This window comes from Pseudomonas kermanshahensis (assembly GCF_014269205.2).
GTDB classification, from domain to species: domain Bacteria; phylum Pseudomonadota; class Gammaproteobacteria; order Pseudomonadales; family Pseudomonadaceae; genus Aquipseudomonas; species Aquipseudomonas kermanshahensis.
In genome coordinates this window covers 174447-192581 of the sequence record NZ_JABWRY020000002.1, presented here as the reverse complement: position 1 = coordinate 192581, position 18135 = coordinate 174447, and the positions used below count along the sequence as shown (strand labels likewise).

Genomic DNA, 18135 nt, shown 5'->3' with positions numbered 1-18135 from the left:
AACGCTCCTGGAAAAACCGGCCAACGGGCCGGGCTGAGGCTTAGACGCCAAATCCAGCTGCAGGTTGCAAGCCGCACCTGGAACGTGTTCTGTTACCCACAGTGTACTCGGCAAGCAGGATGCATATGGATTACCACAGCCCCTACTTCTTCGGTTATGTGCTCGGCCTGATTCACCTGTTGGGCATCGTCGCCGCACTGCATGCAGTGTTCACCGTGCGCACCGCTCAAGGTGCGATTGCCTGGGCCATGCCCCTGGTCTTCATTCCCTACCTGACGCTCATCCCCTACCTGATCTTCGGTGCCCGCTCCTTCTATGCCTACATCAAGGCACGGCGCCAGGCCAACCAGGAAATGCACGTGGCCATGGCCAACCTCAACTGGCGCCCCTGGGTAGAAGAGGCCCTCACCGCCCGAGAGTCGGAAAGCTATGCCGCCCTGCGCGCCATGCCCAAACTTGGGCGCATGCCTTGCCTGGCGAACAACCAGGTAAAGCTGTTGATCGACGGCAAGGCGACTTTCGATGCCATCTTCGCCGCCATCCATCAAGCCCGCGACGTGGTGCTGGTACAGTTCTTCATCATCCACGACGACACGTTGGGCAAAGCACTGCAGCAGTTGCTGTTGCGCAAAGCGGCTGAAGGCGTGAAGGTTTTCGTGCTGTATGACCGCGTCGGCAGCCATGCCTTGCCGGCCAGCTACAGCCAGGTACTGCGTGACGGTGGCGTGGAGATTCATGCCTTCGCTACACGCCGTGGTTGGTTCAACCGCTTTCAGGTCAACTTCCGCAACCACCGCAAGATTGTGGTGGTGGATGGCCTGACGGGTTTCATCGGCGGGCACAACGTGGGTGACGAGTACCTGGGTGAGCACCCGCAACTGTCGCCCTGGCGCGATACCCATGTGCAGATCGGTGGCCCGGTACTGGCCTGTTTGCAGGAGTCGTTCGCCGAAGACTGGTACTGGGCGACGCGCCAGCTGCCGCCGTTGATCCTACCCGATACCTACCCGGAGAACGGCGTACTGTGCCAAGCCCTCGCCAGCGGGCCGGCAGACCCGCAGGAAACCTGCTCGCTGTTCTTCCTCGAAGCGATCCATTCGGCGACACGCAGGGTGTGGATCACCAGCCCCTACTTCATCCCGGACGAGGCCGTTTTTGCCGCGTTGCGCCTGGCGGTTCTGCGCGGTGTGGATGTGCGCATCCTCATTCCGTCACGGCCCGACCACCGGATTGTCTACGCGGCCTCCAGCCTGTTTGCCTTCGAAGCCGTACGTGCCGGTGTGCGCATGTTCCGTTACTTGCCGGGCTTTCTGCACCAGAAGGTGGTGCTGGTAGATGACGAGGTCAGCGCGATCGGCAGTGCGAACCTGGATAACCGTTCGTTCCGCCTGAACTTCGAAATCACCTTGCTGACCGTCGATCGCGTTTTCGCCGACCAGGTCGAACAGATGCTGCTGCGTGACTTTGATCAAGCCCGGGAAATCACCCCAGAAGACAGTCTCGATACCCATCGGCTGCAACAGCTTGGGATGCGAATAGCCCGGTTGATCTCGCCGATTCTTTGAGTTGAGATTCAAGCTTACTCAATCTCTGTAGGAGCAGCCTTGTGCTGCGAAGAGGCCGGTGCAGGCACCCGCAATCGAGGGTGTTTGCCCCGGCCTCTTCGCAGCACAAGGCTGCTCCTACAAAGGGTGGACGTTCAGCGGTAAAGATCCTCGCGGGTCCAAGGCAGGTCATGGTGACCATCGGCATAGGGCTTCACAGCCAAAATCTGGTGCAGGTTGATCCAGCCCTTCTCAAAGGCATAGGCACAACCGGCGAGGTACAGCCGCCAGATACGCAAGGTCTTTTCCGGCACCATCGCCGCGGCGCGGTGCAGCTGGTTCTCCAGGTTCTCGCTCCAGTGGTGCAAGGTCTTGGCATAATGCAGGCGAAGGCTTTCTACATCGACCACCTCGAGCCCTGTTTCACAGATGCTCGCACTGATCATCGACAGGTGGGGTAGCTCGCCATGGGGGAACACATAACGGTCGATGAACTCCCCTGCCCCCCGCCCTACCGGCCGGCCATCCACATGCTTGGCGGTGATGCCATGGTTCATCACCAAGCCACCTTCGCGCACGGCACCGAACAGCTTCTGGCAATACAACGGCAGGTTGGCATGCCCCACGTGTTCGAACATGCCGACACTGACCACCTTGTCGAAACGCCCATCCTGGGGAAGGTCACGGTAATCGAGGATCTGCAGGTCGACCTGATCGGCCAGCCCCTCCTCCTTCACCCGCTGACGGCCCAGCTTGAGTTGCTCCTTGCTCAAGGTAATGCCGAATACCTTGGCACCGTATTCGCGCGCGGCGAAGCGTGACAGGCCGCCCCAGCCACAGCCGACGTCCAGCAGGTAGTCGCCGGCCTGCAGGCGCAACTTGCGGCACAGGTGATCGAACTTGTCCTGCTGGGCCTGGGCCAGGGTGTTGTCTGGCTCACGGAAGTAGCCACAGGAATAAGCCATGTCCGGGTCCAGCCACAGCTGGTAGAACGCGTTGGACAGGTCGTAGTGGTAGGAAATGGCTTCGGCATCGGTGTGTTTGTCATGGGCGGTACGCTGTGGAACAGCGTCCTCGTCGTCACTCAGCAGCGCCTCGCTGAGTTCGTCGCATACCCGAATGACCTCGCCGATATCGCCTTCAAGCTCCAGCTTGCCTTCAACGAAAGCCTCACCCAGCTCGTTCAAGCTCGGGTGGGTCAGCTGGCTGATCAGTTGAGGCTCCTTGATCAGGATCGTGACTTGCGGGCTGGGCCCAAGATCGAACTGGTTGCCGTCCCACAACTTCAGACGCAAAGGTAAGTGCAGGCTCTGCAACGCAGGTGGAAGTTGCGCAAGCATCAATGACCCTCCCTTCAGGTAACGGGGCGTCACGCCTCATAATTTCGGACGCCTCCGGATCAGGGTAGTTCATTGGTGCCGATTTTGGGTTTTACACGACGATGGTCTAGAACAAACAGACATGAAAGACACGCAGATTGTATACAACTTTAAACGCACAGACTAACCTTGTGCCCCTCTCGCGCTTCTTCATCCTGGAGTTGAACCCATGAAATCCTATGACGTGGTGATCATTGGCGGTGGCCCTGGCGGCTATAACGCGGCAATCCGTGCAGGCCAGCTGGGCCTGACCGTTGCCTGTGTGGAAGGCCGCTCGACCTTGGGCGGCACCTGCCTCAATGTCGGCTGCATGCCGTCCAAGGCGCTGCTGCATGCATCCGAGCTGTACGAGGCCGCCAGCGGCGAGGAGTTCGCCCACCTCGGTATCGAAGTGAAGCCCACCTTGAACCTCGCCCAGATGATGAAGCAGAAGGACGAGAGCGTTACCGGCCTGACCAAGGGCATCGAGTACCTGTTCCGCAAGAACAAGGTCGACTGGGTCAAGGGTTGGGGGCGTCTGGATGGCGTTGGCAAAGTCGTGGTCAAGGCCGAGGACGGCAGCGAAAGCACCCTTCACGCCAAGGACATCGTCATTGCCACCGGCTCCGAGCCCACGCCCCTGCCAGGCGTGACCATCGACAATCAGCGCATCATCGATTCGACCGGTGCCCTGTCCCTGCCCCAGGTGCCCAAGCACCTGATCGTCATCGGCGCCGGCGTCATCGGCCTCGAGCTGGGTTCGGTATGGCGCCGCCTGGGCAGCGAAGTGACTGTCATCGAATACCTCGACCGCATCTGCCCGGGCACCGATGAAGAAACCGCCAAGACCTTGCAGAAGGCCTTGGCCAAGCAAGGCATGAGCTTCAAGCTCGGCAGCAAAGTCACCCAGGCCACCTCGTCGGCTGATGGCGTCAGCCTGACGTTGGAGCCCGCCGCCGGTGGCGACGCACAAACCTTGCAGGCCGACTACGTGCTGGTGGCCATCGGTCGCCGCCCCTACACCCAGGGCCTGAACCTGGAAAGCGTAGGCCTGGCGACCGACAAGCGCGGCATGCTCAGCAACGATCATCACCGCAGCTCGGTGCCTGGCATCTGGGTGATCGGCGATGTCACCTCAGGCCCGATGCTGGCGCACAAGGCTGAAGATGAAGCGGTGTCGTGCATCGAGCGCATCGCTGGCAAGGCCCATGAGGTCAACTACAACCTGATCCCCGGTGTCATTTATACCCGCCCCGAGCTGGCCAGCGTCGGCAAGACCGAAGAACAGCTCAAGGCCGAAGGCCGCGCCTACAAGGTGGGCAAGTTCCCCTTCACCGCCAACAGCCGCGCCAAGATCAACCATGAGACCGAAGGGTTCGCCAAGGTGCTCGCCGATGCCAACACCGACGAGGTACTGGGCGTGCACCTGGTGGGCCCGAGTGTCAGTGAGATGATCGGTGAATTCTGCGTGGCCATGGAGTTCTCGGCGTCGGCAGAGGACATCGCCCTCACCTGCCACCCGCACCCGACCCGCTCCGAGGCGTTGCGCCAGGCGGCGATGAATGTGGAAGGGATGGCGATGCAGATCTGACAAAACCTCGGCCACAGGGGCCGGTGCTGGCACGGTTGATACGGAGATCAACCGTCTGGCGCCCTCCCAGGCAGATTTTTACAACCCGGATATGCTGGACGATGGAGCAGTAAACCCCCGAGTTTTCGGGACCAGTGGCAACAAGGAGGTTCACCATGTCATCCACCCCGCGTGTACGTCGTTCGCTCAGCGATATCCAGGCCGACTACGACCAAGGCAAAAAAGCAGAACTTGAGAACCTGATCCGCGCCTGGAAGGGCATCAAGGATCTTCCCGCTAACGACCCAAACTCCTTCTTCACCCTCGGCGGCCTGCATGGCGAGCCATTCCGTGACAAGGGCAAGACAGACCCCAACTGGTGGGGCGGCTACTGCCAGCACGGGACGGTGCTGTTCCCAAGCTGGCACCGCGCCTACCTCTGGCGCCTGGAAGAGGCGTTGCGCAGCATCCCCGGCTGCAAAGACGTGACCTTGCCGTTCTGGGATGAATGCAGCGATGCATCACGGGAAAACGGTATCCCGTCGGCCCTGACCCAAGAATATTTCATGCTCGATGGCCAGAAGATCGCCAACCCTCTGCGCTCCTTCGTGTTCCCGAAAGCCATCACCGACGAGGTGGAGGACACGCCGATCATCTACAGCAAGCCGGAAGGCTACGAGACAGTGCGTTACCCGCTGTCCGGTTTGGTGGGCACTGATGAGGACCGCGCAAAGACCGACGCCCATAACGCGCAATTCCCAGACCCAGAGCAGAACATCGGCTACCTCAATAGCAACATCAGTACCTGGCTGAGCGGCAAGATCAAGATCGGTGGCAGGTGGCGTGGCGAGGTGTTCACCCGCTTCGAAAACTGCCTGGACGCGCCCACCTACACCCTGTTCTCCAATACCACGTCGGCCGCCGCGAAAAACAAGGCTGACCCAGCGGGCACTCACCATGTCTCCCTGGAAGAGCCGCATAACTTCATGCACCTGGCCGTCGGCGGCTTCGACTACCCGGGGCAAGGCAACAATTCGGCGATCCCGGGTGCCAACGGCGACATGGGCGAGAACGAGACCGCCGGCCTGGACCCGATCTTCTTCTTCCACCACTGCTTCATCGACTATGTGTTCTGGACCTGGCAGCGTCGGCAAGGCGCAACTGATGAATTCAGCATCGATGCCACCGATCCCGGCGCCAGCTACTACAAGCCCGATGGCGTGCAACCGCCAGCAGGGGCAGCAGGCCTGGACCCGAATGCCATCCTGAGCCTGGACACCACGCTTGACCCGTTCGTGAAGGCCGACGGCAGCCCTTTCACCACCCGTGACTGCTTCAACATCGAAACCCAGCTGGGCTATGGCTATGGCAAAGGCTCGCTGGACGCCTACACCCAACCCAACAAGCCGTTGCTGTTCAAGGCCGAGGCCGTGCAACCCGCTGGCAAGACCTTGCGCGTCAGCCGCATCAACCGGGGCAAGATCCGCGGTTCGTTCCTGATCAGCGCCTACGCCAAGGTCGATGGCAAGCGCGAATACCTGGGTACCCGGCCGATTCTCAGCCGCTGGCATGTCGAAGGCTGCATGAACTGCCAGACCCATCTGGAAGCCACCGCTACCTTCAAGCTGCCACTCAACGCCGACAACTCGGCGATTGATGAAGGCACAATCGAAGTGGAAGTACAGACCCGTGACACGGTGCTCAAACGGCCAGAGGGGGCCAAACTGCTCAATAGCAGCAACGCTGTAGCCGCTGACGTGCCATTCAAACTGGAAACCTACTGAGCCACCGCCGGCGCAGCATCCTAAGTCTGGCTTCGGGTGCTGCGCTCAGGCGCTTGAACGCTGTCGGTCCCTACGCTCATAGGCAATGATGATTGCACCGGCGATCATCACGGGCAGATGAACAGGCGGCAGGCAAAATGCGATCAGCATCAACGGCCAGCAGGTGGCGTAGCACCACACCCCATGCAGCGTCCCCTTGGCCAATGGGTTGGCGACGCGGGCGGGCCGATGGCAGTGCGCTAGGCAACGCGCCCTGAACGCGCACAACTGCCACCCCCCTGCCCCTATCAGCGCCAGCAATCCTGCTGCGAGTGGCGAGCCGGTGAAAGAAACCAGCAACAGCGCAATCATCAACAGCAGTGCACTGCCCGCCAGCCACACGCCAAAATACCCCAGCAGAAATGCCGCGACAGCGGGCGCTCGGTGGTAGGGCCTTGATTGATGCCACAGATGCGCCAATGGCCCCTGCAGCGCGGGCAGCATCATCGCGACCAGCATCAACCCCACCGCACCGGTGAAGACGGCGAAGTCCATGCTGGAATAATAGAGGCGCACGTTCAGCCATCCCTCGGTCAACATCGAGGGCGAGCCGGAAATACAGAACGATTCAAGATCGTGGTGGCTGTCGTTATTGAGCGCCATCCAGATAAAAGCAACGAGGCTGGCAGCCCATAACGCGCATTTGAGCGGATCACTGCAGGTATCGCGCACCCATGCTGGCAGGGGCGCATTAGCCTGGCGCGCCATCAGACGACCTCCCTGTCATCGGCTAGACGGCCTGGCTCATTGCCTGTGCCGCGCTAGTGACTATAGAGCAGGTTGCTAAGGCTTGCCGGTACGCCGACTGATGGTGACAGGCACGCCCGGATGCTACGCAGGCTATGCCGCAGCGCCCTGCAAACAAGAGCGCCGCAGCCTGGCATCACCTTCAGAACGTCGCGTTCTTGAGCGAGATGTGGCAGTTCTTGTAGTCGTAGTCGACCAGTGTCACGACACCGGAAACATTCGATTTTTTCCCAACGGAAAGCGCATTGACCATGCTGGTATTGGTCGATTCAGCGTGGATATCCACGTCGCCAACGCTCAGCACTACCCGATACGCCTCGAGCCCTTGATTGATCATGGCGACTTCACCGTTAGTGGAGAAGGTCTTGCCGCGGTACAGGCTGTTTGCACGCACCTTGTTTTCTTTCGTGACACGGCAGATTTCTGCAAGGCTTTGATCGATAGCAACTGGCGCGGTCGCCTTCTGAATTTCCTGCATTGTTTGCTCGAAATTCGCGCAACCCGAAAGGGCTACGAAAGGCAGCGCGGCGAAGAGGCAATTACGAAGAGCTTTCATGTGGACAACCTTACAGATGATTGAAGAAGTGCTTTGGCCTTGAGCACACCCTGACTGGAGAAATTTCAGACAGTTCCATACGAACCTCGCGGGCTAATGCAGGCGTGGCCGATAGGCGATGGCTAGGCGTTGGGCTGACTTGCGGAAAATCGGGCACTACCGGTCAGGACGACGGCGGCAGCGAAGTAAGAAGGGGGGACAGCAGGCATCAGTCATTCCTTTGAGGCGCGTTTGAATGTGTTCAATCCCTTGAACCGGCCGAAAGTTATACCAAAATCGGTTTTATTGCGCAAAAAAGCACCAGCACCTGCTGTTGATCACAGCGGGGCCGGTGCTTTTTAACGGTTGCCCGTAGGTTTATTCCACCGTCACCGATTTTGCCAAGTTGCGCGGCTGGTCAACGTCGGTGCCCTTGAGCACCGCCACGTAGTACGACAGCAACTGCAGCGGGATGGTGTACAGGATCGGCGCCAGGGCGTCAGCGATGTGCGGCACCTTGATCACGTGGGTGCCTTCACCATTGGTCATGCCAGCGTGCTCGTCGGCAAACACTACCAACTCACCGCCACGGGCACGCACTTCCTGCAGGTTGGACTTGAGCTTCTCCAGCAGTTCGTTGTTCGGCGCCACAGTCACGACTGGCATATCGTTATCCACAAGTGCCAGCGGGCCGTGCTTCAGCTCGCCTGCCGGGTAGGCTTCGGCGTGGATGTAGGAGATTTCCTTGAGCTTGAGCGCGCCTTCCATCGCTACCGGGTACTGGGCGCCGCGGCCCAGGAACAGGGTGTGGTGCTTGTCGGCGAACAGCTCGGCGATCTTCTCGACAGTTGCGTCCATGGCCAGTGCCTCGCCCAGGCGGGCCGGCAGGCGACGCAATTCTTCAACCAGCTCGGCTTCGACACCGGCTTCGAGGGTGCCGCGTACCTGGCCCAGGGCCAGGGTCAGCATCATCAGCGAGACCAGCTGGGTGGTGAACGCCTTGGTCGAAGCAACGCCGATTTCCGGGCCAGCCAGGGTCAGCAGGGTCAGGTCGGATTCACGCACCAGCGAGCTGATGCCGACGTTGCAGATCGCCAGGCTGCCGAGGAAGCCCAGCTCCTTGGCGTTGCGCAGGGCAGCCAGGGTGTCGGCAGTCTCACCGGATTGCGAGATCGAGACGAACAGGGTGTCGGGCTGCACCACCACCTTGCGGTAGCGGAACTCACTGGCGACTTCAACCTGGCAAGGGATGCCGGCCAGGCTTTCCAGCCAGTAACGGGCGACCATGCCGGCGTGGTAGCTGGTGCCGCAGGCAACGATCTGTACGTTGCGCACTTTGGCGAACAGGTCGGCAGCTTTCGGGCCAAAGGCCTGTACCAGCACGTGGTCTTTGCCCAGACGGCCTTCCAGGGTGCGCTGGACCACGCTTGGCTGCTCGTGGATTTCTTTGAGCATGAAGTGACGGTAGTTGCCCTTGTCCGCCGCTTCTGCACCTTCGTGATATTGCACGGTTTCACGTTGGACCTTGTTGCCAGCCTGGTCCCAGATGCTGACCTGGTCACGGCGGATTTCAGCGATATCGCCTTCTTCCAGGTACATGAAACGGTCGGTGACCTGGCGCAGGGCCAGCTGGTCCGAGGCCAGGAAGTTCTCGCCAAGGCCCAGGCCGATCACCAGCGGGCTGCCGCTGCGGGCAGCTACCAGGCGGTCTGGCTGTTTAGCGCTGATCAGGGCCAGGCCATAAGCACCGTGCAGGCGCTTCACCGCAGCCTTCAGCGCGTCGGTCAGGTCTGCAACGGTCTTGAGCGTGTGGTGGATCAGGTGGACGATGACTTCGGTATCGGTCTGCGAGGTGAACACGTAGCCGAGGCCTTTGAGCTCTTCACGCAGTTCTTCGTGGTTCTCGATGATGCCGTTGTGCACGACCGCCAATTCACTGCCCGAGAAGTGTGGGTGGGCATTGCCTTCGGTTGGCGCGCCGTGGGTAGCCCAACGCGTGTGTGCGATACCCAGCTGGCCGACGAGCGGCTCGGCGGCCACGGCAGCTTCCAGCTCGCTGACCTTGCCAATCCGGCGGCGACGCTCCAGCCCACCCTGCTGGCTGTAGACCGCCAGGCCGGCACTGTCGTACCCGCGGTACTCAAGGCGCTTGAGGCCTTCGATCAGGATGGCGGTGATATTACGTTCGGCTACGGCACCAACGATTCCACACATGTTCATTGCTCCTGGCTGATCGCGGCGCAAATCAGGTTGATGCCGCGGGCTTGAATTTGTTCGCGTGCCGCTGCGGGCAGGCGTTCGTCAGTAATGAGGGTATTCACGCTGCCCCACGGCAGCTCAAGGTTGGGGATCTTGCGCCCCACCTTGTCGGACTCGACCATCACGATCACCTCACGGGCGACCTCGGCCATGACTCGGCTCAGGCCCAGCAGCTCATTGAAGGTGGTGGTACCACGGTTGAGGTCGATGCCATCGGCACCGATGAACAGCTGATCGAAATCGTAGGAGCGCAACACCTGCTCGGCAACCTGCCCCTGGAACGACTCGGAGTGCGGGTCCCAGGTACCACCGGTCATGAGCAGTACAGGCTCATGCTCGAGATCGCTGATGGCACGGGCCACGTTCAAGGAATTGGTCATCACCACCAGGCCAGGCTGTCGGCCCAGCTCGGGAATCATCGCCGCAGTGGTGCTGCCACTGTCGATGATGATCCGCGCATGTTCGCGGATACGCCCTACCGCCGCACGGGCAATGGCCTTCTTGTAGGCAGACACGGGCTGGGCCGGCTCACCGAGCAGCTCTTGCGGCACCGGTACCGCACCGCCATAGCGGCGTAGCAACAGGCCGTTGGTTTCTAGGGCAGCGAGGTCTTTGCGAATGGTCACTTCCGAGGTTTCGAAGCGCTTGGCCAATGCATCCACACTCACCTCCCCTTGCTCACTGAGCATGGCCAGGATGTTGTGGCGGCGTTGAGGCGTGTTACGTTTCGACATGAGCGCTTAAGTTTCGTTTCGAAAGATAATGGTTGCAATCAAAACCTAAGACGCACGTTTCGTCAAGCAGTTGCTGCCCTGTGGATAGTTTCACCCTTGTAGGAGCGGCCTTGTGTCGCGATGGGCCGCAACGCGGCCCCAGTGATTTCGAGGTAAAGCTCCATTTTTGGGGCTGCGTTGCAGCCCATCGCGACACAAGGCCGCTCCTACAGGGACAGCAACTCACGCCCAAAAAAAAGCCGACTTATTCACATAAGTCGGCTTCGATCGAAACAGCTGTGTATAACTCAGCTCTTCTTGATCTTCTCCGGCCGCTTCCAGCCATCGATGTTGCGCTGGCGCGCACGGCCCACGGCGAGCTGGCCCGCTTCTACCGTCTGGGTGATGGTGGAACCGGCGGCCGTCGTAGCGCCGGATTGGATATCCACAGGCGCCACCAACGAATTGTTCGAACCGATGAACACGTCCTCACCCATCACGGTCTTGAACTTGTTGGCGCCATCATAGTTGCAGGTGATGGTGCCAGCGCCGATGTTGGTGCGCGCGCCGATTTCGGCGTCGCCCAGGTAGCTCAGGTGGCCTGCCTTGGCGCCTTCGCCCAAGTGAGCGTTTTTCAGCTCGACGAAGTTACCCACATGGGCCTTGGCATCCAGCACGCTGCCGGGGCGCAGGCGAGCGAACGGGCCGGCATCGCTGCCCTCGCCCATCACCGCACCTTCGATGTGGCTGTTAGCCTTGACCACCACACCCTTGCGCAGGGTGCTGTTCTTGATCACGCAGTTGGGGCCGATCTCTACGCCGTCTTCGATGACCACCTGGCCTTCGAGGATCACGTTGATGTCGATCAGCACATCGCGACCAACGGTCACTTCACCCCGTACATCGAACCGCGCCGGGTCACGCAGGGTGACGCCCTGGGCCATCAGGCGGCGGCCTGCGCGCAGCTGATAGTGGCGCTCGAGCTCGGACAGCTGGCGACGGTCGTTGGCGCCCTGCACTTCCATCGGGTCTTCGGGTTGCTCGGTGGCAACCACCAGGCCATCGGACACCGCCATGGCGATGACGTCGGTCAGGTAGTACTCGCCTTGGGCATTGTTATTCGACAAGCGGCTCATCCAGTCCGCCAGGCGCGCCGCAGGCAGAGCCAGAATGCCGGTGTTGCCTTCCTTGATCGCTTTCTGCGCGTCGCTGGCATCCTTGTGCTCAACGATGGCCGTCACCTTGCCCTGCTCGTCACGCACGATACGGCCATAGCCGGTCGGGTCTTCGAGGGTGACCGTGAGCAAGCCCAGCTGTTGATCATTGGCCTTGGCCAACAGGCGCTGCAAGGTCTCCACCTCGATCAACGGCACATCACCGTACAGCACCAGAACGGTGTCAGCGGACAATGCTGGCAGCGCCTGGGCCACGGCATGGCCTGTGCCCAGCTGCTTGTCCTGCATGACAAAGTTCAGATCGTCAGCTGCCAGGCGCTCACGCACCTGCTCGGCACCATGGCCAATGACCACGTGGATACCTTGCGGCTGGAGTTGACGCGCGCTGTGGATAACATGGCCAAGCATGGAGTTTCCGGCAACCGGGTGCAGCACCTTGGGCAGCGCCGAGCGCATGCGGGTACCTTGGCCGGCGGCGAGAATAACGATATCGAGTGACATTACTGGCTACCAATCCTGGGCGGTCAGTGAAATGACCGGGGGGAGAAATTCGGAAAAAGAAAAAGGGTAGCCGAGGCTACCCTTTTACTCAATCGCAACAGAAGTGATCAGCCCAGGGCCGATTACTTGCCTTTGCGCATTTGCTGGACGGTACGCAGCTGAGCTGCGGCCTCGGCCAGACGTGCGGCGGCGGCGCCGTAGTCGAAGTCCGCGCCTTTCAGATTCAGGGCGTTCTCGGCAGCCTTGAGGGCTTCCTGAGCCTGAGCTTCATCCAGGTCTGCAGCACGTTGCACGGTATCGGCAAGCACCTTGACCATGTTCGGCTGAACCTCGAGGAAACCACCAGAGATGTAGAACACCTCTTGGGCGCCACCCTGCTTGGTCAGCGTGATCGGACCTGGCTTCAGATTGGTGATCAGCGGCGCGTGGCCCGGAGCGATACCAAGATCACCCAGGTTACCGTGCGCAACCACCATCTCGACCAGACCGGAGAAAATCTCTCCTTCCGCGCTGACGATATCGCAATGGACTGTCATAGCCATCTGCTTGCCTCAACCTGATAGCGCCCCTTGCGGGGCGCAGGAATTACAGTTTCTTGGCTTTCTCGATCGCTTCGTCGATGCTGCCGACCATGTAGAACGCTTGTTCTGGCAGGTGGTCGTAGTCACCTTTGAGGATGCCGCTGAAGCCAGCGATGGTGTCTTTCAGGGAAACGTACTTGCCTGGCGAACCGGTGAAGACTTCGGCCACGAAGAACGGCTGCGACAGGAAGCGCTGGATCTTACGAGCGCGGGCTACCAGTTGCTTGTCGGTCTCGGACAGTTCGTCCATACCCAGGATGGCGATGATGTCTTTCAGCTCTTTGTAGCGCTGCAGAACATACTGAACGCCACGCGCGGTGTCGTAGTGCTCGTTGCCGATCACGTTCGGGTCCAGCTGGCGCGAAGTCGAGTCCAGTGGGTCGACCGCTGGGTAGATACCCAGGGAGGCGATGTCACGGGACAGAACGACGGTGGCGTCCAAGTGGGCGAAGGTGGTCGCTGGCGACGGGTCGGTCAAGTCGTCCGCAGGTACGTATACGGCCTGGACGGAGGTGATCGAACCTTCCTTGGTGGAGGTGATGCGCTCTTGCAGAACGCCCATCTCTTCAGCCAGGGTCGGCTGGTAACCTACTGCCGAAGGCATACGGCCCAGCAGTGCGGATACTTCAGTACCGGCCAGGGTGTAACGATAGATGTTGTCGACGAACAGCAGAACGTCGTTACCTTCGTCACGGAACTTCTCAGCCATGGTCAGGCCGGTCAGCGCTACGCGCAGACGGTTTCCTGGTGGCTCGTTCATCTGACCGTAGACCAGCGCTACTTTGTCGAGAACGTTGGAGTCCTTCATCTCGTGGTAGAAGTCGTTACCCTCACGAGTACGCTCACCCACACCAGCGAACACGGAGTAACCGCTGTGTTCCATGGCGATGTTACGGATCAGTTCCATCATGTTTACGGTCTTGCCGACACCGGCACCACCAAACAGACCAACTTTACCACCCTTGGCGAACGGGCAAACCAGGTCGATAACCTTGATGCCGGTTTCCAGCAGGTCGTTGCCGCCTGCCTGGTCAGCGAACGAAGGCGCTGGCTGGTGGATACCGCGACGCTCTTCTTCACCGATCGGGCCGGCTTCGTCGATCGGGTTGCCCAGTACGTCCATGATACGGCCCAGGGTGGCCTTACCAACAGGAACGGAAATGGCAGCGCCGGTGTCGACGACATCCAGACCGCGCTTCAAGCCTTCGGTCGAGCCCATCGCAATAGTACGAACCACGCCGTCGCCCAGCTGCTGCTGAACTTCGAGGGTGGTTTCCGCGCCTTGTACTTTCAGCGCGTTGTATACACTCGGCACGACGTCACGTGGGAATTCCACGTCGATGACGGCGCCGATGATTTGAACGATACGTCCGCTACTCATAGCTGGATCCTCTGAATATGTGAACCGTTAAACCGCGGCAGCGCCGCCGACGATTTCCGAGATCTCCTGGGTGATCGCAGCCTGACGCGCCTTGTTGTAGATCAACTGAAGCTCTTTGATCAAATCACCGGCGTTGTCTGTGGCGTTCTTCATGGCGATCATCCGGGCCGCTTGTTCAGCAGCGTTGTTCTCGACCACCGCCTGGTATACCTGCGACTCCACATAACGCACCATCAAGCCGTCCAGCAGCTCTTTTGCGTCGGGTTCGTACAGGTAATCCCAGTGATGCTTGAGATCCTGATCCGGGGTTGCCACCAACGGTACCAATTGCTCGACCGTTGGCTTCTGGGTCATGGTATTGATGAACTTGTTCGAAACCACGGAGAGGCGATCGATACGGCCGTCCAGGTAGGCGTCCAGCATCACTTTGACGGAGCCGATCAGATCGTTGATCGATGGCTCTTCGCCCAGGTGGCTGATCGCGGCTACGACGTTGCCGCCAAAGATGCGGAAGAAAGTCGCACCCTTGCTGCCGATCACGCACAGGTCGATTTCCACGCCCTGTTCGCGGTTTGCGTTCATGTCCTTGACCAGGGCCTTGAACAGGTTGGTGTTCAAGCCACCGCACAGACCACGGTCACTGCTCACCACGATATAACCGGTGCGCTTAACAGGGCGCTCGATCATGAAAGGGTGGCGGTATTCCGGGTTGGCGTTGGCCAGATGACCGATCACCTGGCGGATACGCTCCGCGTAAGGACGGCTAGCAGCCATGCGCATTTGTGCCTTGCGCATTTTGCTGACCGCCACTTTCTCCATGGCGCTGGTAATTTTTTGCGTGCTTTTGATGCTCGCAATCTTACTGCGAATCTCTTTTGCGCCTGCCATGTATCACCTATCAGGTTAGCAAGCGGGGGCCTGGGCCCCCGCTGCGGCTTACCAGGTCTGGGTGGCCTTGAACTTCTCGATACCGGCTTTCAGGCCAGCGTCGATTTCGTCGTTGAAGTCACCCTTCACGTTGATCTTCGCCATCAGTTCAGCGTGATCACGGTTGAAGAAGGCGATCAGTGCTTGCTCGAAGCTACCGATCTTGGAGACTTCTACGTCAGTCAGGAAACCACGCTCAGCGGCGTACAGCGACAGGGCCATGTCCGCGATGGACATTGGCGCGTACTGCTTCTGCTTCATCAGCTCGGTAACGCGCTGACCATGCTCCAGCTGCTTGCGGGTCGCTTCGTCCAGATCGGAAGCGAACTGGGCGAATGCAGCCAGTTCACGGTACTGAGCCAGAGCGGTACGAATACCACCGGACAGCTTCTTGATGATCTTGGTCTGAGCGGCACCACCTACGCGGGATACCGAAACACCGGCGTTCACTGCAGGGCGGATGCCCGAGTTGAACATGGCCGATTCCAGGAAGATCTGACCGTCGGTGATCGAGATCACGTTGGTCGGAACGAACGCGGAAACGTCGCCAGCCTGGGTTTCGATGATCGGCAGCGCGGTCAGGGAACCGGTTTTGCCAGTCACAGCACCGTTGGTGAACTTCTCGACGTACTCTTCCGAAACGCGCGATGCACGCTCCAGCAGACGGGAGTGGAGATAGAACACGTCGCCTGGGTACGCTTCACGTCCTGGTGGACGGCGCAGCAGCAGGGAGATCTGACGGTAGGCAACGGCCTGCTTGGACAGGTCATCGTAAACGATCAGTGCGTCTTCACCGCGGTCACGGAAGAACTCGCCCATGGTGCAACCGGCGTATGGCGCCAGGAATTGCAGTGCGGCGGATTCCGAAGCACTGGCAACCACCACGATGGTGTTTTTCAGTGCGTCGTTTTCTTCCAGCTTGCGAACGATGTTGGCAACGGTGGAACGCTTCTGGCCGACAGCAACATACACACAGAAAATACCGGAGTCTTTCTGGTTGATGATGGCGTCGATGGCCATGGCGGTCTTGCCGATCTGACGGTCACCGATGATCAGCTCACGCTGGCCACGGCCGACAGGGATCATGGCGTCAACGGACTTGTAGCCAGTCTGTACAGGCTGGTCTACCGACTTACGCCAGATCACGCCTGGAGCAACTTTCTCGACCGCGTCGGTCTGAGTGTTGCCCAGCGGGCCTTTGCCGTCGATCGGGTTGCCCAGTGCGTCGACGACGCGACCCAGCAGTTCCTTACCAACCGGAACTTCCAGGATGCGGCCGGTGCACTTGGCGCTCATGCCTTCGGCGAGGGTGTCGTATGCACCCAGGATCACTGCACCTACGGAGTCTTGCTCCAGGTTCAGGGCCATGCCGTAGACGCCGCCAGGGAACTCGATCATTTCGCCGTACATGACGTCGGCCAGACCGTGGATCCGCACGATACCGTCGGAAACCGAAACGACGGTACCTTCGTTACGGGCTTGGGAGCTCACATCGAGGTTGTCGATGCGGCCCTTGATGATTTCACTAATTTCGGAAGGATTGAGTTGCTGCATTGCTCTGCTGCCCCTTCAAACTCAAGATTTCAATGCTTCGGCCAGTTTCGCGATTTTGCCGCGAACAGAGCCATCGATTACCAGGTCACCAGCGCGGATGACGACGCCGCCAATCAGGCTGGCATCCTCCGACGCGTGCAGGCGCACTTCCTGGCCTAACCGTGCACTGAGAACCTTGGCGAGTTTGTCTTGCTGTTCTTGGTTCAACGCGAAGGCACTGGTGACTTCCACGTCCACGGATTTCTCTTGCTCGGCCTTGTACAGGTCGAACAGAGCGGCAATCTCCGGCAGAAGCAGGAGACGGTCGTTTTCCGCGGCAACATGAATGAAATTCTGTGCCTGTGCATTGAACTTGTCACCGCACACGTCAATGAACGTGGCGGCCTTTTCTGCGCTCGTCAGTCGCGGGGCCTTGAGCAGGCGCTGCATGGTGTCGTCTTGCGACACCGCAGCAGCCAGGCCGAGCATGGCTGACCAATTGGCCAGTTGCTGATGGGCCTGGGCATGCTCAAAGGCAGCCTTAGCGTAAGGTCGGGCCAACGTGGTCAGTTCTGCCATGATCGCCCTCGCTTAAATTTCAGCGGCCAGTTTGTTAACCAGCTCCGCATGCGCGTTTTGATCGATTGTGGCGCCAAGGATCTTTTCAGCACCGCCAACGGCCAGAGCACCCACTTGGGCACGCAGGGCGTCTTTAGCGCTGTTCAGTTCCTGTTCGATCTCGGCCAGAGCCTGAGCCTTCACACGGTCAGCTTCGACGCGGGCCTGTTCACGGGCTTCCTCGACAAGCTGAGCAGCGCGTTTCTTGCTTTGCTCAATGATTTCGGCTGCCTGTGCTTTAGCTTCACGCAGTTGCTGACCCGCTTTCTCTTGGGCCAGCTCCAGGTCGCGAGCTGCGCGGTTGGCAGCGTCCAAGCCATCGGCAATCTTCTTTTGGCGCTCTTGCAGAGCAGTGATGACCGGAGGCCATACGTACTTCATGCAGAAGAGTACAAAAATCAGGAAAGCAACGGATTGGCCAATCAGGGTTGCATTAATGTTCACGCCAACACCTCGCTCGGTCTTAATTCATACAGCAAATCAACTCGTGGTGACGAGTGATTAGCCGGCGATCTGACCAACGAACGGATTCGCGAAGGTGAAGAACAGAGCGATACCAACACCGATCATGGTTACGGCGTCGAGCAGACCGGCAACGATGAACATTTTAACCTGCAGCATCGGAACCATTTCTGGTTGACGAGCAGCGCCTTCCAGGAATTTGCCGCCCAGCAGGCCGAAACCAATGGCGGTACCCAGAGCACCCAGGCCGATCAGCAGAGCAACAGCGATAGCGGTCAGACCAACTACAGTTTCCATCTTTCCTCCCGACTTTTACGTCGTATTGGTTAGGTTTTTAGTTTGAAGCGGTAAAACAAATCGTGAGTACAGCTGCCCTTGCGGACTTTTTAAGCCCTCCCCCCGTACCGG

At 59.7% G+C, this 18135-nt stretch carries 16 protein-coding genes; 3 read left to right on the top strand and 13 right to left on the bottom strand.

Going from position 1 to position 18135, the window contains the following annotated elements:
* Positions 1-125: 125 nt before the first annotated feature.
* The gene (gene cls / locus HU764_RS25315; protein WP_027592086.1) at positions 126-1565 is read left to right on the top strand and encodes a cardiolipin synthase; all 1440 of its coding nucleotides are present in this window, start codon (positions 126-128) and stop codon (positions 1563-1565) included.
* Positions 1566-1699: 134 nt separating this feature from the next.
* Here the strand turns inward: cls and cfaB are convergent, their stop codons facing one another.
* Positions 1700-2884, bottom strand: a complete 1185-nt coding sequence (gene cfaB / locus HU764_RS25310) for a C17 cyclopropane fatty acid synthase CfaB (protein ID WP_099455757.1) — start codon at positions 2882-2884, stop codon at positions 1700-1702.
* A gap of 208 nt (positions 2885-3092) precedes the next feature.
* Here cfaB and lpdA point away from each other — a divergent pair, with 208 nt between their 5' ends.
* Both lpdA and HU764_RS25300 read left to right on the top strand, forming a co-directional pair.
* Complete coding sequence (gene lpdA / locus HU764_RS25305; RefSeq protein WP_085272144.1) at positions 3093-4493, top strand: dihydrolipoyl dehydrogenase; 1401 nt, start codon at positions 3093-3095, stop codon at positions 4491-4493.
* A gap of 155 nt (positions 4494-4648) precedes the next feature.
* On the top strand, positions 4649-6256 hold the full coding sequence (locus HU764_RS25300) for a tyrosinase family protein (protein ID WP_186703054.1): 1608 nt from the start codon (positions 4649-4651) through the stop codon (positions 6254-6256).
* 45 nt (positions 6257-6301) lie between these two features.
* Here HU764_RS25300 and HU764_RS25295 read toward each other — a convergent pair whose 3' ends face one another.
* The 12 genes from HU764_RS25295 to atpE form a co-directional block, all read right to left on the bottom strand.
* The gene (locus tag HU764_RS25295; protein ID WP_186703053.1) at positions 6302-7003 is read right to left on the bottom strand and encodes a copper chaperone; all 702 of its coding nucleotides are present in this window, start codon (positions 7001-7003) and stop codon (positions 6302-6304) included.
* A 181-nt stretch (positions 7004-7184) separates the two neighbouring features.
* Entirely contained in the window at positions 7185-7598 is a 414-nt protein-coding gene (locus tag HU764_RS25290) for a hypothetical protein (protein ID WP_081717437.1), read from the bottom strand.
* A 357-nt stretch (positions 7599-7955) separates the two neighbouring features.
* The gene (glmS, locus tag HU764_RS25285) at positions 7956-9791 is read right to left on the bottom strand and encodes a glutamine--fructose-6-phosphate transaminase (isomerizing) (protein WP_085272141.1); all 1836 of its coding nucleotides are present in this window, start codon (positions 9789-9791) and stop codon (positions 7956-7958) included.
* Between the two features lie 2 nt (positions 9792-9793).
* Positions 9794-10570, bottom strand: a complete 777-nt coding sequence (locus tag HU764_RS25280; protein ID WP_027592080.1) for a DeoR/GlpR family DNA-binding transcription regulator — start codon at positions 10568-10570, stop codon at positions 9794-9796.
* Positions 10571-10857: 287 nt separating this feature from the next.
* A complete protein-coding gene (gene glmU, locus HU764_RS25275; protein ID WP_186679316.1) occupies positions 10858-12225 on the bottom strand; it encodes a bifunctional UDP-N-acetylglucosamine diphosphorylase/glucosamine-1-phosphate N-acetyltransferase GlmU in 1368 nt (455 codons plus the stop codon).
* 122 nt (positions 12226-12347) lie between these two features.
* Positions 12348-12767 (bottom strand): F0F1 ATP synthase subunit epsilon, encoded by a 420-nt coding sequence (locus HU764_RS25270; protein WP_016489909.1) that lies wholly within the window; start codon positions 12765-12767, stop codon positions 12348-12350.
* Between the two features lie 43 nt (positions 12768-12810).
* A complete protein-coding gene (atpD, locus tag HU764_RS25265; protein WP_016489910.1) occupies positions 12811-14187 on the bottom strand; it encodes a F0F1 ATP synthase subunit beta in 1377 nt (458 codons plus the stop codon).
* Between the two features lie 27 nt (positions 14188-14214).
* Positions 14215-15075: a F0F1 ATP synthase subunit gamma gene (gene atpG, locus HU764_RS25260; RefSeq protein ID WP_016489911.1), complete on the bottom strand. Its 861-nt coding sequence runs from the start codon at positions 15073-15075 to the stop codon at positions 14215-14217.
* A 48-nt stretch (positions 15076-15123) separates the two neighbouring features.
* A complete protein-coding gene (atpA, locus tag HU764_RS25255; RefSeq protein WP_027592078.1) occupies positions 15124-16668 on the bottom strand; it encodes a F0F1 ATP synthase subunit alpha in 1545 nt (514 codons plus the stop codon).
* A gap of 21 nt (positions 16669-16689) precedes the next feature.
* Complete coding sequence (locus HU764_RS25250; protein WP_003253191.1) at positions 16690-17226, bottom strand: F0F1 ATP synthase subunit delta; 537 nt, start codon at positions 17224-17226, stop codon at positions 16690-16692.
* A 12-nt stretch (positions 17227-17238) separates the two neighbouring features.
* Positions 17239-17709, bottom strand: coding sequence for a F0F1 ATP synthase subunit B (locus HU764_RS25245; protein ID WP_003253189.1), 471 nt, complete (start codon positions 17707-17709; stop codon positions 17239-17241).
* A gap of 57 nt (positions 17710-17766) precedes the next feature.
* Positions 17767-18024: a F0F1 ATP synthase subunit C gene (gene atpE, locus HU764_RS25240; protein ID WP_003097235.1), complete on the bottom strand. Its 258-nt coding sequence runs from the start codon at positions 18022-18024 to the stop codon at positions 17767-17769.
* Between the last annotated feature and the right edge of the window lie 111 nt (positions 18025-18135).